Here is a 15,240-nt window from a genome sequence, read left to right as displayed (position 1 = left end):
CCCGCGGCCCCGGTTCTCCCCACTGGGGCCGCACCTTCTTTATCCGAGGACATCATCATGACATTGAACAAATTCCTGATCGCCGGTCTGGCGACCTGCGCCATTGTCGCGCCCGCCGTCGCGCAAGAGGAAACCCCCGAACAGCGTCGGGCCAAATCCGAAGTCACCGAAATCTGGGAACCCGTTCCCGCCAGCGTGGCCACGCCCGAAGGCGCACCGCCCTCGGACGCCGTGGTGCTGTTCGACGGCTCGGGGCTGGATGCCTGGGAATCCGTCAATGGCGGCGCGGCGGAATGGCTGGTCGCCGATGGCGCCATGTCGGTGGCGCGCGGCAAGGGCGATATCCGCACCAAGGAAGGCTTCTGCGACGTGCAGTTGCATGTCGAATGGCGCTCGCCCCCCAATGATCAGGGCCATGACGGCCAGGATCGCGGCAATAGTGGTATCTTCCTGCAAGGCCTGTACGAGGTGCAGGTGCTGGATAGCAGCGACAACCCGACCTATGTGAACGGACAGGCGGGCTCTGTCTACAAGCAGCATCCGCCGCTGGTGAACGCCTCGCGCGCGCCGGGCGAGTGGCAGACTTATGACATCATCTTCACCGCGCCCATCTTTGCCGAGGATGGCAGCCTGCGCCGTCCGGCTGCGGTGACGGTGCTGCAAAATGGCGTGGTGGTGCAGAACAACGCCCAGATTCAGGGGCCGACTGAATGGATCGGCTATCCCAGCTACAAGGCCCATGATTGCGCGCCCATCGGGCTGCAAGACCATGACGCCGATGTCAGCTATCGCGATATCTGGGTCCGGCCGCTGTAAGACCGGGATCGGATGGCGAAACGGCCCCGGTGCAAACCGGGGCCGTTTTCATATGCGGCTTACATATAGGGGCCGAGCGCCAGCGCCCGCCCGGCGGCGCGATGCGCCTTGGTCCGGGCCGGGCCGTTGCCGCCCTTGTCAGGGCCGCGTCACATCCGCAGGCAGGTTCGCGGTCAGAAAATCCCCGCCGGTCTTGACCACAGCCGCGGCGTCCAGCGGCTGATCATGCTCGACGATATACCAGTCCGCGCCGGCAGCGTCGGCGGCCGGCAGGATCGTCGCCCAATCCAGCGTGCCCTGACCAAGCGCCTTGAAGCCGCGCTCGTCCTCGGCCTCGCCCTGGGGGGCGTTGTCCTTGGCGTGAACGGCAAAGACGCGGTCGTCAAAGCGGCCCAGATATTCCGCCGGGTCCAGCCCGCCGCGTGCAACCCATGCCAGATCCAGCTGGGCCATGACGTCGGGGCCGGCGGCCTCGAGCATGATTTCCAGCGCGGTGCGCCCGTCGAACTGGGCCATCTCGAAATCGTGGTTGTGATAGGCCAGCACCATGCCCTGCGCCTTGATCTGTTCGTTCAGCCCGGCCAGTTCCTCGCCAAGCGCAACCCAGCCCGCCGCGTCCTGGGGGCGTTCTTCCTCTTGCAGATAGGGCACGACGATGACGCTGTTGCCGATGGCCTTGTTGAAGGTCAGGACCGCATCCAGATTGTCGCGCAGGTCAGCCAGCTGGGCATGGGTCGAGATCGCGGTGATGCCATGGGCATCCAGCGCCGACTTCAGCGTCTCGGCATCGGTATTCTGCATGCCCACGGTTTCGACTGCCGTGATGCCGGCGGCCTGAACGGCGGCCAGCTGTTCGTCAAGCGTGCCATAATCGCGCAGCGTGAACATCTGGACCGCGATGGGCAGCTCGCCCGTGTTGCGGTCCTGGGCAAAGGCAGGAGCGGTCGTGGTCAAGACCGCCAGCAGCGATGCGCCGGCCAGAAGCCCGCGCAGGGGCAGCGTGGAAAATGTCATCCGAATCTCCTCGTTGATGCATCGCCTCCTCCGGGGACGCAACGTCAATGTAAAGGATTTCATCTGCGATGAAAAGGATTACATGCGGGGATAGGTTCGGCATATGCGCTGAAATCTGCCGATTGGGATTGGTCGTCCTTCATGTCATCGGACGCGCCGGCGCAAGGCCGCGATCGCGGGCCAGCGCGTCCAGATCGGCGACGACATTATCGGTCAACGGGATGCCTTGGGCGCGGCGCAGGGCTTCGGTGCGGACTTCGGGTTCGCCGGGCATCAGCACCTCGTCCACGCCGGCGGCGCGGGGCAGGGATTTGATGCGGCGATTGAACTCGTCCATGCGGGCCTGAAAATCGGTCAGGGCCATGAACAGATCGGGCCGGATTGCAAAGAACAGATGCCCCACATTTTGCGGCTCGGAGTGATCGAAATACAGGCTTTTTACATCGCCGCCGAAATTCGCCCCGGTGAAGGCACCGGCAAGCAGATCCATCATCGTGCCCAGAACCGAACCCTTGACGCCACCAAAGGGCAGGCAGACGCCCTCGAACGCCTTGGCGGCATCGGTCGTCGGCTGGCCGTCGGCATCCAGCGCCAGCCCCTCGGCAATCGGTTCGCCCCGCATCGCCGCCAGACGGATCTTGCCCCGCGCGATCACGGTCATGGCCATGTCCATGACAAAGGGCGCCGATGTTCCGCCGGGGATGCCGGCCGCAATGGGGCTGGCCCCCAGAAAGGCCGAACGCCCGCCCCACATCGCGATTGCGGGCGAGGAATTGGTAAAGATCATCGAGATATAGTTCCGCTCGATCGCCTGAAGCGCATAAAGCGCACCCATCCCGAAATGGGTGGATCGTGATACCCCGACCAGCCCGATCCCGGCATCCGCCGCCAGGTCCATCGCCGTATCCATCGCCAGATGCGAGGGCAGGAAGCCCATGGCGTTATCCGCGTCCACATGCGCCACGGCACCGGCGACCTTGGTGACCTGCATCTGCGGCCGGGAATTGACCAGCCCGCGATCAAGCCGTTCCAGATACATCGGCATGCGTGACACGCCATGCGAGTCCAGCCCCCGCAGGTTGGCCCTGACCAGATCCGAGGCCACCACGCGGGCATCTGTCTGGGGCAGGCCGGCCGAGGCAAAGGCCGCGCTGGCAAATTCGACAAGAGAACTGGCGGCAAACTGTATTGTGGCGGGCATGATCCGTGGTCCCCTGCATCCTGTTGATCGGCAGGCCAGGCATGGCGGCGACCAACTGCCGCGCCGCCGGGTCTGGCCCAGCCTGCCGGATGATTGTCATTTCAGCAGCGGAAATCAAGGTTTTTTGAATTAATAAAGCCAATTTTGGCGTTTGACGAAGAATGACGGTCCCAAGGCCGCGCCATGTGCCTGATATCGAGGCCGTTTGTTCCGTCCCTGCTGATTGGCCGGATTGGCCGATCTGGGCGGATCAGACAGCATGAGGCGTCATTTGGTCATTTTTGTCTATAAACGCAGCAGGATTGCATTTTTAGCGCAGCGTTGGCGGATCGGCCCTGACCTCGGATGACCAGCTCCATGCCATCGGCAGTTTGCGCTGCAACGCGTCCGACAGGTGGCGGCGCAAGAAGTAAGAGGCCTCGACAACCTCGCCGCGTTCAAGCAGCGCGATGATTTCCAGATGCTGCGATGATTGCACCAGGACACGCTGCCGGTCGACGCGGGCGCGATATTCCATCAGTCGCCGCATTCGGTTCACGCGCTCTAGCGCGCTGACATAAAAGGGGTTTCCTGACATCCTGATCAGTTCCTCATGGAACTCGGCGCCATTTGCCAGCAGACGTTCGGCCGGGATGCGCGCTATGTCGCAATCCAGCATGGATTCCTGAATCCGGCGCTGTTCATCGAGGGCCCTCCTGTTGATCTCGAATCCCGGTTCAAGCATCGCGGCAGGTTCGATCGTCATGCGAAACCGATAGATCTGGTCAAAAGCCTCGGCTGTCTTTGCGACCGGCAACAGGCGCCAGCCGTAACCCTCTTTCCGCTCAGCCCAACCTTCGCGTGCGGCGCGCGCGAGAATGTCGTTCAGCCGTGACTTGGTGATGCCATAGCGTTGCCGCAGGCTTTGCTCGGTGACGTTTTCGGATAGCTGATCGGTCAGCCAGTCTTCGGCAAGACGTTGATATTCCTCGTGATCATCACTTGCCTGGGCCGAGGCGCTGTCGATGGCGGATTGTGGGATCTGTTCCATCACGAAATAGCCGCGATTGGGTTCGCGCTGAAGGAACCCGGCCTGTTCCAGCAGCGCCAGCGCATCCCTGACGGGCGTGCGGGAAACCTGATAGCGATCTGCGATCTGCTGGGTTCCGACGCGCGCCCCGCGTTCGATCGTTCCGGTCAGAATGTCCTGTGCCAGACGGTTCGAGATCCGCGTCGCCAGTTCGCTGCCAGCCATCGTCATCCCCTCTCAAATCTTGTTCTGCCTGGCGCGAGGCCACCCACGGCGGCGGCGGCCAGCAGGTCGCCTAGGCGCGAATCATCCGATCCATGATCTTTTCAAAAGCCAACCAGTTCAAGCGCGGCCCGATGGCCGGCTGCGCCGCGCCAGCCGAATATTCCTAGCCGAGGTCACGTCCGTAATTCGATGAAACAACAGAGAAATAGCACCCTGCCGCCGCGTGTCCGACGCTTTCAGCCGCATGCGATGAAATTTTTTATTGGCTTTTTATGTCGATAAGACCAATAAAGGCACAACCCCGGCAGCATCGCCGGAATCTGTGGGAGGAACAGACATGCGGATCAGAACCAACTTTGCGGCCGTGGCGGGCCTTGCCATTGCCGGTCTCGTGCCGGCGGCGGCTGCGGCCGAGGATTTCAAGCCCGAGAACCCGGAATGCATCGCCCCTTCGGCGCCGGGGGGCGGGTGGGATTTCATCTGCCGGACCACGGGGAAATTTCTTCAGGAACAGGGGCTGATCACCAGCACGATGCAGGTGTCGAACATGACGGGCGCGGGTGGCGGGGTGGCCTATGCCTATGTCGCCAAGGACCGCGCTGACGATGACAATCTGATCGTTGCCGCCTCGAACGGCACGACATCGCGGTTGGCGCAGGGCGCCTTTCCGGGTTCGACGCCCGATGATGTGGACTGGCTGGCGACCTTTGGCGCCGAATATGGCGCAATCGCCGTCGATGCCGATTCCGAATATACCGATCTGAAATCGCTGATGGATGCGGTTGTCGCAAACCCCTCGTCAGTCGCCTTTGCCGGTGGCTCGGCCGTTGGCGGCTATGACCACATCAAGCCGCTGCTGCTGGGCAAGGCCGCGGGGGTCGAGGATGTGCGCAAGGTCAAATATGTCGCCTTCTCGGGCGGGGGCGAGGCGATGACCGCGCTGCTGTCGGGCGCGGTGCAGGCGGTGTCCGGTGATTTCTCGGAAATTCGCGGCTTTGTCGAATCGGGCGATATTCGCGTGATCGCCGTTCTGGCACCAGAGCGTCTGACCGGCTTTGACGACCTTCCAACGGCGAAAGAGCAGGGATACGACGTTCTGGGCGCGAACTGGCGCGGGCTGTATATGCCCAAGAACGCCTCGGATGAGGCAAAGGCCTTCTGGTCCGATGCGATCCGCCAGATGGCGGAATCGGCCGAGTTTCAGCAATACCTGATCGACGCTGCCATCGAGCCGTTCAACAATTTCGGCGAGGATGCCGACAAGTTCGTCGCCGAGAACATCCAGCAGATCACCGAAATCTCGAAGGAAATCGGCATCATCCAGTGATCCGATGCCAGTCGGCTGCCCCCGGACGGGGCAGCCTCGGTCTTACCCACGGGAGGAAATGATGAGTGATCGCATCTTCGGCGGTATCGGGCTGGTGGTGGCCGCGTTCTATATCTGGGCCGCGACCATCATCCCTGAAAGCTTCATGGCCGACGCCATCGGCCCAAAGACCTTTCCGATCATCATCGGGGTCATCCTGGCGATCTGCTCGGTCGTGTTTCTGATGCGGCCCGACCCCGAACCGGAATGGCCCACGACCGGAAGTCTGGCCGAGATCGCTTTGGCCGCCCTGGTGATGATGCTGTATGGCATGCTGCTGCCCGAACTGGGTTTCGTGTTCGCTACCATCCTTGCGACGGCCTATCTGACCTGGCGGCTTGGCACCCGTCCCGTCGCCTCGCTGATCACCGGGATCGCCACGTCGGTTGGCATTTACGTCGTCTTTCACCTGATCCTGGGTTTGTCGCTGGCCAAGGGGCCGTTCGGTTTCTGAGGAGGGAATCATGGAAACTCTTGCATCTCTTGCGGATGGCTTCATCGTTGCCTTCACGGTTCAGAACCTGTTTCTGGCGCTGCTGGGCTGTTTTCTGGGCACGTTGATGGGCGCGTTGCCGGGGCTTGGGCCGGCCAATGGCGTCGCCATCCTGATCCCTATCGCTTTCTCGCTTGGGCTTGGCCCGACCCCATCGCTGATCCTGCTGACCTCGGTGTATTATGGGGCCATGTATGGCGGACGGATCAGTTCGATCCTGCTGAACATTCCCGGCGATGAACCGGCGATGATGACCTGTCTTGACGGCTATCCCATGGCCCAGCAGGGCAAGGCGGGCGAGGCGCTGTCGCTTTCGGGTATCGCATCCTTTGTCGGCGCGTTCTTCGCCACATGGGGGCTGGTGCTGCTGGCGCCGCAGTTGGTCAAGGTCGCGCTGCTGTTCGGCCCGGCCGAGTATTTCGTGCTGTTCACCCTGGCCTTTGCCACGCTTGGCGGCATTTCCTCGACCAATCAGGCCAAATCCGCCTTTGCCGCGGCGCTTGGGCTGGCGATTGCCATGATCGGCGTCGATACCCAGACCGGCGTTCAGCGGTTCACCTTTGGCGAGATGCATCTGTTCGACGGTATCGACTTTCTGATCGCCATTGTCGGCCTGTTCGCGTTAAGCGAGGTGTTCATCTTTCTGGAACATCACCGCGGCGGCGCGGCGGGCAAGGCCGGGGCCATGCAGATCGGCTCGCTCATGCCGGATATGGCCACGCTGAAACGCTGTGTGCCGACCATGGGACGCTCGACCGTCATCGGCTTTATCGCGGGCGTGTTGCCCGGCGCCGGGGCCTCGCTTGGGTCATTCCTGTCCTATTCGCTGGAAAAGCAGATCGTCGACCGCGACGGCAAGACCTTCGGCAAGGGCGATCCGCGCGGTGTCGTGGCACCCGAGGTCGGCAACAATGCCGCATCCGGTGGCGCGCTGGTCCCGATGCTGGCGCTTGGGGTGCCAGGATCGGGGACCACGGCGGTCTTGCTGGCGGTTCTCTTGTCGCTGAACATCACGCCCGGCCCGCTTCTGTTCACCAACAATCCCGACGTCGTCTGGGGGCTGATCGCCGCGCTGTTCATCGGCAACTTCATGTTGCTGGCGCTGAATATCCCCATGGTGGGCCTGTTTACCCGCGTGCTTCTGGTGCCGACGCGGATCCTGATGCCCGTGGTGGCGATGATTTCCTTCGTGGGGATCTATGGCATCTCGGGGTCGACCTTCGACCTGACGCTGATGGTGGGTTTCGGTCTGCTGGGCTGGGTGCTGCGCAAGCTGGACGTGCCGCTGGTGCCGGTTATCCTTGGCATCCTGCTGGGCAACCAGATGGAGGTGAACCTGCGCCGCGCGATGACGATTTCGGATGGCGACTGGACGGCGCTGTTTGCCAGCCCGCTGGCCATCGGGCTGTGGATCGTCGCGATCACCGGCTTTGTCCTGCCGATCATCCTGGGTCGTCGGATCAAATCGGGGATCGAGGCGCAGCGCCCGCATGAAGCCGTGTCGGATGGCGACTGACGGCATCTTACAGACAACGCCCGGCCCCGCCATTCGGGGCGCGTGGGCATCCCGGCAACGATGGGCAGGACTGTCCCGCCCGCACCCCATCACAGAAGGAAAATCGAATGCGCATCATGACCCTGCCTTGCGACGGCATCGGCCCGGAAATCATGACCGAGACGCTGAAAGTCGTCGCGGCCGCCAACCGGAAATACGACCTGGGCCTGACCTTTCAGGAAGAAGAGGTCGGCTTCACCTCGCTGAAGAAATACGGCACCACCCTGCGGCAGGACGTTCTTGACCGCGCTCGGACCGAGTTCGACGGCATCATCCTGGGCACGCAGTCGCATATGGACTATCCGCCGGTGGCCGAGGGCGGGCGCAATGTCTCGGGCGGGTTCCGGGTGGGGCTGGATCTTTACGCCAATGTCCGCCCCGCGCGGTCGCGCCCATCCATCCCGAACAAGGCGCCCGGCATGGATCTGGTCATCATGCGCGAGGCGACCGAGGGGTTCTATCCCGACCGCAACATGTTCAAGGGCGTGGGCGAGATGATGCCCGATCCCGATATGGCGCTGTCGGTTCGCAAGATCACCCGCCACAGTTCGATGCGGATCTGCCGTCAGGCGTTCACGCTGGCGATGAAGCGCAACAAGAAAGTGGCGGCGATCCACAAGGCCAATTCCTTCCTGATGACGGATGGGCTGTTTCTGGAATGCTTCCGCGCCGTCGCCGCCGATTTTCCCGAGGTGCAGACCGAAGAACTGATCGTCGACGCCTTTGCCGCGCTGCTGGTGCGCAAGCCCGAAACCTATGACGTGGTGGTTGCGACGAATTTCTATGGCGATATCCTGTCCGATCTGGCCTCGGAACTGTCAGGGTCTTTGGGGCTGGCGGGTTCGATAAACGCCAATGCCGAAACGGGGCTGTGCTGCGCGCAGGCGCAGCATGGCTCGGCCCCCGATATTCAGGGGCAGAACGTGGCCAACCCGACCTCGCTGATCCTGTCGGCGGCGATGATGCTGTCCTGGCTGGGCGAACAGCGCGGTATCCAGAAGCTTCAGGATGCGGGCGCGGCAATAGACCGGGCGGTCGACAAGGTGGTCGATGATCCGACCCGCCGCACGCGCGATCTGGGCGGTCAGGTCAATACCGACCAGTTCGGCAGCTTCGTCGCCGAGGCCGTCGCGGTGGGCTAAGCCTGCCGTCCCCTGCTTCACCAGCGAAAGGTTCGCCCCATGACCAGCACCCCACGCATCGCACTGATCCATGCCACGCGCGTGGCGATCCAGCCCATCGAGGCGGCCTTTGCCGCGCATTGGCCGCAGGCGCAGATCTTCTCGATCCTGGAAGAGGCGCTGTCGGGCGATCTGGCAGCCGGGCGGGCATCGCAGGCCCAGCTTGACGCACGGATCCTGCGGCTGGCCGACTATGCGCGGGATCTGGACCCGGCCGCGATCCTGTTCACCTGTTCGGCCTTCGGCACCGGCATCGAGGCCGCCGCGCGGCTTGCCCCGATCCCGGTGCTGAAGCCGAACGAAGCGATGTTTCAGGCCGCCATTGCCTTGGGCGGGCGAACGGCCATGCTGTATACCTTTCCCCCCGCCGCTGATGGTTTGAAGCAGGAATTTCACGACGAGGCGGCAAGGATCGGCGCGGATGCGCGGATCACGCCGATCTTCGTGCCTGGTGCCCTGGACGCGCTGAAGTCGGGCGATGGCGCGCGCCATGACCTGCTGATTGCCGAGGCTGCGGCGGGGCTTGCCGGTTTTGATGCCATCATGCTTGCGCATTTCTCGATGGCTCGGGCGGCGGTCGAGGTTGGCGGCGCCACTGCGCTGCCGGTTCTGACCAGCCCGGAATCTGCGATTGCGAAGCTGCGTGGCCTGCTGGGCGCGGGCGCCGTTGGAAAGGGTGCTGCCTCATGCTGATCGGCGTCATTGCGGATGATTTCACCGGCGGCAGCGATATCGCCAATACGCTGGCCAAAGGCGTTGCCCCTGAAGGCGGGTTGCGAACGGCGCAATATCCCGGTGTGCCGCAGGGATCGGCGGATCCGTCGGTCGAGGCGGCGGTGATTTCGCTGAAAAGCCGCTCGGTCCCGGCGGATCGGGCCGTGGCCATGTCCCTGGCTGCGCTGGATTGGCTGTTGGTGCAGGGCTGCGAACAGATCGTATTCAAATATTGCTCGACCTTCGATTCCACCGATCAGGGCAATATCGGCCCTGTGGCCGAGGCACTGGCGCGGGCCATGGATGCGCGCGCGGTCGTGGTCTGCCCGGCCTTTCCGGGGGCGGGGCGCACCGTCTATCAGGGGCATCTGTTCGTCTTTGACCGGCTGCTGAACGAAAGCGGGATGCAGGATCACCCGCTGACGCCGATGACTGATCCCGACCTGCGGCGCGTGCTTGGCCGGCAAAGCGATGCGGGCATCGGGCTGGTGCCGCTGTCGCAGGTGACGGCCGGTGCCAGTGTTATCCGGGCGGCGCTGGACGGGATCGCGGCGCAGGGGCAGGGCTTTGCCGTTGTGGATGCGATATCCGATGCCGATCTGCTGGAAATCGGTGCGGCGCTGGACGGCGTTTCACTGTTGACCGGGGGCTCGGGCATCGCGCTTGGCTTGCCGCGCAACTTCATCAGGGCGGGCAGAGCGCAAGGCGGGGTGCAGGACTTTGCCCCGGCGGATGGACCGGCGGTCATTCTTGCGGGCTCTTGTTCGGGGGCGACGCGCGGGCAGGTTCGGGCCCATGCCGCCGGCCACCCGACCCTTGCGATCGACGTGCCCGCGGTAATGGAAGGCCGCGTTACCGCCGCTGATCTGGTGGCGTTCGTGGAAGGTCATTCCGGGCGGGCGCCGCTGGTCTATTCCTCTGGAACGCCCGATCAGGTGGGCGCCATGCAGCGGCGCTTTGGCCGCGAACAGGTGGCGGACCGGCTGGACGCGCTGTTTGCCCAGACAGCGCGGGATCTGGTCGCGCGCGGCTATCGTCGGATCGTCGTGGCGGGGGGCGAGACCTCGGGCGCGGTGGCGCAGGCGGTGACAGCGACATTGGGCGCGCGGGATATGCGGATAGGCCCGGAAATCGACCCCGGCGTGCCGATCCTGGGCCTGGGCCAGGCAGATGGCGCGCCGGTGCTTCTGGCGTTGAAATCGGGCAATTTTGGCGCCGAGGATTTCTTTGCCAAGGCCCTGCGCATGATGGAAAGACGGTCATGACCGATCAGGAACGTCAGGCGCGGTTGCAGATGGCGGATCTGTGCAGGTCGCTGTTTCAGCGCGGGTTTTCGGTGGGCACGGCGGGCAATGTCTCGGTCCGGCTGGACGATGGCTTTCTGGTCAGCCCGACGAATGTGGGCCTTGGCGATCTGGACCCCGACCGTATCGCCCGGCTGGACGCCAATGGCCGGCATCTCGCGGGGGACAAACCCACGAAAGAGGTGTTTCTGCATCAGGCCTTTTACGATACCCGGCCACAGGCGGGCGCGGTCGTGCATCTGCATTCGACATGGGCCACTGCCCTGTCCTGCCTTGCCGATACCGACCCCGACGACTGCATTCCGCCCTTGACCCCCTATGTGGTCATGCGGGTGGGGCGGGTCAGGCTGGTGCCTTATGCCAAACCCGGCGATCCGGTAATGGGCGACCTGGTCCGCGCGCTTCAGGGACGTCACGCCGCCGTGCTTCTGGCCAATCACGGGCCGGTGGTCAGCGGCACGGACCTGTTTTCCGCCGTTGCCGCCGCAGAGGAGTTGGAGGAAACCGCCCGCCTGCTGGTTGCGCTGCGCGGCCAGAAGCTGCGTTTGCTGACGCCAGCGCAGGTCGCAGACCTGACGGCCAGCTTTGGCCCCGCCTGAGGTTCCGATGCAGGCGGAAACCTTCATCGACGGGCGGCGCCTTCGCCATACCGATCTGCGCGGCGTGCTGGGCGACCGGCTGCCGCGCCTGCCTTATGTGCTGCGCCTGCTGGCGGAAAATCACCTGCGCGAAACCGGACAGACCGGCCCGCTGTTGCAGGCGCTGGATGCCTGGCTTCAGCGACGGCCCACGGGGTTCGAGTTCAGCTTTCGCCCCAACCGCATCCTGATGCATGACACGACCTGCACCCCGGCGCTGGCCGATATCGCCGGGTTGCGCGATGCGCTGGCCGAGGCGGGGGGCGATCCTCGCGCGCTGACACCGCAATTGCCGGTCGAGGTGTCGGTCGATCATTCGCTGGCCGTCGATATCCGGGCCGAGCCGACCGCCAGCCGCCAGAATGCCGCGCGCGAGATTGCCCGAAACCGCGAACGCTATGCCTTCATGAAATGGGCCTCGGCCAATATGGCGGGGGTGCATGTCAACCCGCCCGGCACCGGCATCATGCACACGATCAATCTGGAACAGCTGGCAAGCGTTCTGGACATCGGCGCGGATGGTCGGGCTCATCCCGATATGCTGCTGGGGACGGACAGCCATACGCCGATGATCAACGGCATCGGCGTGCTTGGCTGGGGCATCGGCGGGCTAGAGGCCGAAAGCGTGATGTTCGGGCAGGCCACGGCGCTGGCCATGCCCGAGGTCGTTGGTGTGCGGCTGGATGGCGCTTTGCCGGGGGGCGTGCTGTCGACCGATCTGGCCTTGGAAATCACGCATCGCCTGCGCCAGATCGGGGTGGCGGGCAGCTTTGTCGAGTTTTTCGGGCCGGGCGTGTCGACGCTGTCCGCAGGTGCGCGCGCGGTTATCGCGAATATGGCGCCGGAATATGGCGCCTCGACCGGGTTTTTCGCGGTGGATCAGCGGACGGTCGATTATCTGGAACAGACGGCGCGGCCAAAGCGGTTGACCGATGCGATCGGGCCGGTGTTTCGCGCCATGGGCCTGTGGTTCGACCCCGTTCAGGCACCGCATTTTGACCGGGTGCTGGTGATCGACCTGTCATCCCTGTCGCCCACAATTGCCGGGCCGCGCCGCCCGCAGGACCGCATCGCCCCGGCACAGGCGCGCAGCGGGATCGAGCAGGCCATTGGCCGCAAGCTGACCGATCCCGATCCCGATCCCGATGCGGCGGGCGCGGTGCCCGATGGCGCGGTAGGGATCGCGGCGATCACCAGCTGCACCAACACCTCTGACCCAAGATTGCTGATCGCGGCGGGGCTGCTGGCGCGAAAGGCGCGGGCGCGCGGATTGTCGGTGCCGGGCTGGGTCAAGACCTCGCTGGCGCCGGGCTCGCCCTCGGCGCGGGATTATCTGGCGCGGGCGGGGCTGCTGGGCGACCTGTCGGCGCTTGGCTTTGACATTGTCGGTTTCGGCTGCACCACCTGCATCGGCAATTCCGGCCCCTTGCCTGCGGTGATCGAGGGGGCGCTGGAACAGGGCCGCGCGATCTGTGCCGTGCTGTCGGGCAATCGCAATTTTCCCGGTAGGGTGCATCCGAAGCTGGACCTTGGCTATCTGGCCTCGCCGCCGCTGGTCATCGCCTATGCCATCAAGGGCAGGGTCGATGGCGACATCCTGAACGATCCGCTTGGGCCGGGGCGCGATGGCAGGCCCGTGCGACTGGCCGATATCTGGCCTGACGACGCCGAAATCGAGGCCGCCATGCAGGCGGGTTTTCGTGCCGGTGACGTGCCTGCGGCCTTTGCAAGGGCGGCTGGAAACCCGGATTGGGACGCGATCGACAGCCCGGTCTCGCCGCGTTTCCCCTGGGATCCGGCATCGCGCAACCTGCGCCGGCCGAAATTCGCGGCCTTGTCCAAGACATCGCGGCTTGGCCGGTATCAGGCCGCGCCGCTTATGGTTCTGGGCGACGACATGACGACCGACCATATCTCGCCTGCGGGGTGGATCAGCCCTGACAGCGAGGCCGGGAAATGGCTGGTCGAACGTGGCGGTGACCCGAATGACCTGAACGTCTATGCCGCCTATCGTGGCAATTGGCAGGTGATGCTGCGCGGGTTGTTCACCAACAGGCTGGCGCGGAACCATCTGGCGCTGGACCTGCCAGCGGCCTGGACGCTGCTTGATGATGGTGCCCGGATGCCGGCCTATCTGGCCGCCGATCTGCTGGCAGGTCGAGGGGTGCCGGTCGTGATCCTTGCGGGTGAACGCTATGGCATGGGGTCCAGCCGGGACTGGGCCGCGAAGGGCGCGGCCCTGCTGGGATGCCGCGCGGTGATCGCCCGCAGTTTTGAGCGTATTCACCGCACCAATCTGATCGGCATGGGCGTGCTGCCCTTGCAGATCACAGATGAGATGCAGCCCGCCGGTGCCGGTATCAAGCCATCTGATCGGTTCGGGATCGACCTGCCAGATGCGGCGCTGTCACCCGGCATGGCTGTGCCTGTGCGCTGGTCGCGATCAGGGGGGGACGCGCATATGATCCAGTGCCGCGCCGCCGTCGAGACCGGGCAAGAGGTCGATCTGCTGCGCGCGGGTGGTGTGCTGTCATCAATCCTGCGCCGCATGCTGGCGCAAACGAAGCGTTGACGGCGATGAAACGAAAACGCCCCGCCGGAAGGGGCGGGGCGTCGCGCTGTGGTCTTTGGGGGCGGGCTTATTTCGGGATCTGGGCGGTGATGCCCTCGACGAAGAAGTTCATCCCCGACAGTTCCTCATCCGTGGCCACCTGACCCTCGGCCAGCCAGTCGCTGCCATCCTGCTTTTTCAGCGGTCCGGTGAAGGGATGATAGGCGCCCGATCCGATCTGGTCGCGCAGGGCCTCGGCCTCGGCCTTGACCTCGGCGGGGACGGCATCGGTGATCTCGCCGATCTCGACCTCGCCATCGCCGATCCCGGCCCAGGTGCCCTTGGATTCCCAGGTGCCATCCAGAACCGCGCCCACACGTTCGATATAATAGGGCGCCCAGTTGTCGATGATCGAGGAGACACGCGGCGAGGGCTTGAAATTGGCCATGTCGCTGGCCTGACCAAAGCCGATGGCGCCGGCTTCCTGTGCCTTGGCCAGCGGCGCGGTCGAATCGGTGTGCTGAAGGATCACGTCCACGCCTTCGGCGATCAGGGCGGCGGCGGCATCGGCCTCTTTCGCGGGGTCGAACCAGCTATAGGCCCAGACCACCCGCATATCGACATCGGGGTTCACCTTGCGGGCGTGGATGAAGCTGGAATTGATGCCCTGAATCACCTCGGGGATGGGGAAGCTGCCGATATAGCCGATCTTGTTCGACGTGGTCATCCGCCCGGCAATGGTGCCCATGACGGCGCGGCCTTCATAGAAACGCGCGTCATAGGTCGAAAGGTTCTCGCTGCGTTTGTAGCCGGTGGCGTGTTCGAACTTGATGTCGGGGAATTTCGCGGCGACGTTGACCGTTGCATCCATGAAGCCAAAGCTGGTCGCAAAGATCAGCTTGTTGCCGGCCAGCGCCAGCTGGGTCAGGGCGCGTTCGGCATCGGCACCTTCGGGAACGCTTTCGATGAAGGTGGTTTCGACGCGGTCGCCGAATTCAGCCTCGATCGCCTGGCGGCCCAGATCGTGCTGATAGGTCCAGCCGCCATCGCCCACCGGGCCGACATAGATAAAGCCGACCTTCAGCGGTTCGTCCTGCGCCCAGACCGGCGATGCCAGCGAAACCGTCGCGATTGCGGCGACACTGGCGATAAGTTCTCTGCGGTTCATCGTCT

13 protein-coding genes are annotated in these 15,240 nt (G+C 64.2%); 9 read left to right on the top strand and 4 right to left on the bottom strand.

Translation table 11 applies throughout. The annotated features are described in order from the left end of the window. The first annotated feature begins 57 nt into the window (after positions 1 to 57). Positions 58 to 816: a DUF1080 domain-containing protein gene (locus FNJ84_RS00180; RefSeq protein ID WP_143790903.1), complete on the top strand. Its 759-nt coding sequence runs from the start codon at positions 58 to 60 to the stop codon at positions 814 to 816. 138 nt (positions 817 to 954) lie between these two features. Here FNJ84_RS00180 and FNJ84_RS00175 read toward each other — a convergent pair whose 3' ends face one another. The 3 genes from FNJ84_RS00175 to FNJ84_RS00165 all read right to left on the bottom strand — a co-directional run bounded on the left by FNJ84_RS00175 (position 955) and on the right by FNJ84_RS00165 (position 4,265). Then, positions 955 to 1,830 (bottom strand): sugar phosphate isomerase/epimerase, encoded by an 876-nt coding sequence (locus FNJ84_RS00175; RefSeq protein WP_143790902.1) that lies wholly within the window; start codon positions 1,828 to 1,830, stop codon positions 955 to 957. A gap of 139 nt (positions 1,831 to 1,969) precedes the next feature. Further along, positions 1,970 to 3,031 (bottom strand): Ldh family oxidoreductase, encoded by a 1,062-nt coding sequence (locus tag FNJ84_RS00170; protein ID WP_143790901.1) that lies wholly within the window; start codon positions 3,029 to 3,031, stop codon positions 1,970 to 1,972. A 310-nt stretch (positions 3,032 to 3,341) separates the two neighbouring features. After that, positions 3,342 to 4,265 (bottom strand): GntR family transcriptional regulator, encoded by a 924-nt coding sequence (locus FNJ84_RS00165; RefSeq protein WP_143790900.1) that lies wholly within the window; start codon positions 4,263 to 4,265, stop codon positions 3,342 to 3,344. Positions 4,266 to 4,602: 337 nt separating this feature from the next. Between FNJ84_RS00165 and FNJ84_RS00160 the strand changes: the two genes are divergently transcribed. The 8 genes from FNJ84_RS00160 (at position 4,603) to acnA (ending at position 14,088) form a co-directional block, all read left to right on the top strand. Continuing rightward, on the top strand, positions 4,603 to 5,592 hold the full coding sequence (locus FNJ84_RS00160; RefSeq protein ID WP_143790899.1) for a tripartite tricarboxylate transporter substrate binding protein: 990 nt from the start codon (positions 4,603 to 4,605) through the stop codon (positions 5,590 to 5,592). A gap of 61 nt (positions 5,593 to 5,653) precedes the next feature. Then, a complete protein-coding gene (locus FNJ84_RS00155) occupies positions 5,654 to 6,085 on the top strand; it encodes a tripartite tricarboxylate transporter TctB family protein (RefSeq protein ID WP_143790898.1) in 432 nt (143 codons plus the stop codon). A gap of 10 nt (positions 6,086 to 6,095) precedes the next feature. Next, on the top strand, positions 6,096 to 7,640 hold the full coding sequence (locus tag FNJ84_RS00150) for a tripartite tricarboxylate transporter permease (protein ID WP_143790897.1): 1,545 nt from the start codon (positions 6,096 to 6,098) through the stop codon (positions 7,638 to 7,640). A gap of 107 nt (positions 7,641 to 7,747) precedes the next feature. Further along, complete coding sequence (locus FNJ84_RS00145) at positions 7,748 to 8,821, top strand: isocitrate/isopropylmalate dehydrogenase family protein (protein ID WP_143790896.1); 1,074 nt, start codon at positions 7,748 to 7,750, stop codon at positions 8,819 to 8,821. Between the two features lie 39 nt (positions 8,822 to 8,860). Beyond that, a complete protein-coding gene (locus FNJ84_RS00140; RefSeq protein WP_143790895.1) occupies positions 8,861 to 9,553 on the top strand; it encodes an aspartate/glutamate racemase family protein in 693 nt (230 codons plus the stop codon). Continuing rightward, the gene (otnK, locus tag FNJ84_RS00135) at positions 9,547 to 10,839 is read left to right on the top strand and encodes a 3-oxo-tetronate kinase (RefSeq protein ID WP_143790894.1); all 1,293 of its coding nucleotides are present in this window, start codon (positions 9,547 to 9,549) and stop codon (positions 10,837 to 10,839) included. Before FNJ84_RS00140 ends, otnK begins: the two co-directional genes overlap by 7 nt. Next, on the top strand, positions 10,836 to 11,477 hold the full coding sequence (otnC, locus tag FNJ84_RS00130; protein WP_143790893.1) for a 3-oxo-tetronate 4-phosphate decarboxylase: 642 nt from the start codon (positions 10,836 to 10,838) through the stop codon (positions 11,475 to 11,477). Before otnK ends, otnC begins: the two co-directional genes overlap by 4 nt. Before the next feature lie 7 nt (positions 11,478 to 11,484). Then, the gene (acnA, locus tag FNJ84_RS00125; RefSeq protein WP_143790892.1) at positions 11,485 to 14,088 is read left to right on the top strand and encodes an aconitate hydratase AcnA; all 2,604 of its coding nucleotides are present in this window, start codon (positions 11,485 to 11,487) and stop codon (positions 14,086 to 14,088) included. 67 nt (positions 14,089 to 14,155) lie between these two features. Here the strand turns inward: acnA and FNJ84_RS00120 are convergent, their stop codons facing one another. Continuing rightward, positions 14,156 to 15,235, bottom strand: coding sequence for a BMP family ABC transporter substrate-binding protein (locus FNJ84_RS00120; RefSeq protein WP_143790891.1), 1,080 nt, complete (start codon positions 15,233 to 15,235; stop codon positions 14,156 to 14,158). Between the last annotated feature and the right edge of the window lie 5 nt (positions 15,236 to 15,240).

It is taken from the genome of Paracoccus sp. M683, from assembly GCF_007096355.1.
Classification (GTDB): Bacteria; Pseudomonadota; Alphaproteobacteria; order Rhodobacterales; family Rhodobacteraceae; genus Paracoccus.
This window is presented reverse-complemented; position numbering and strand designations above follow the sequence as displayed.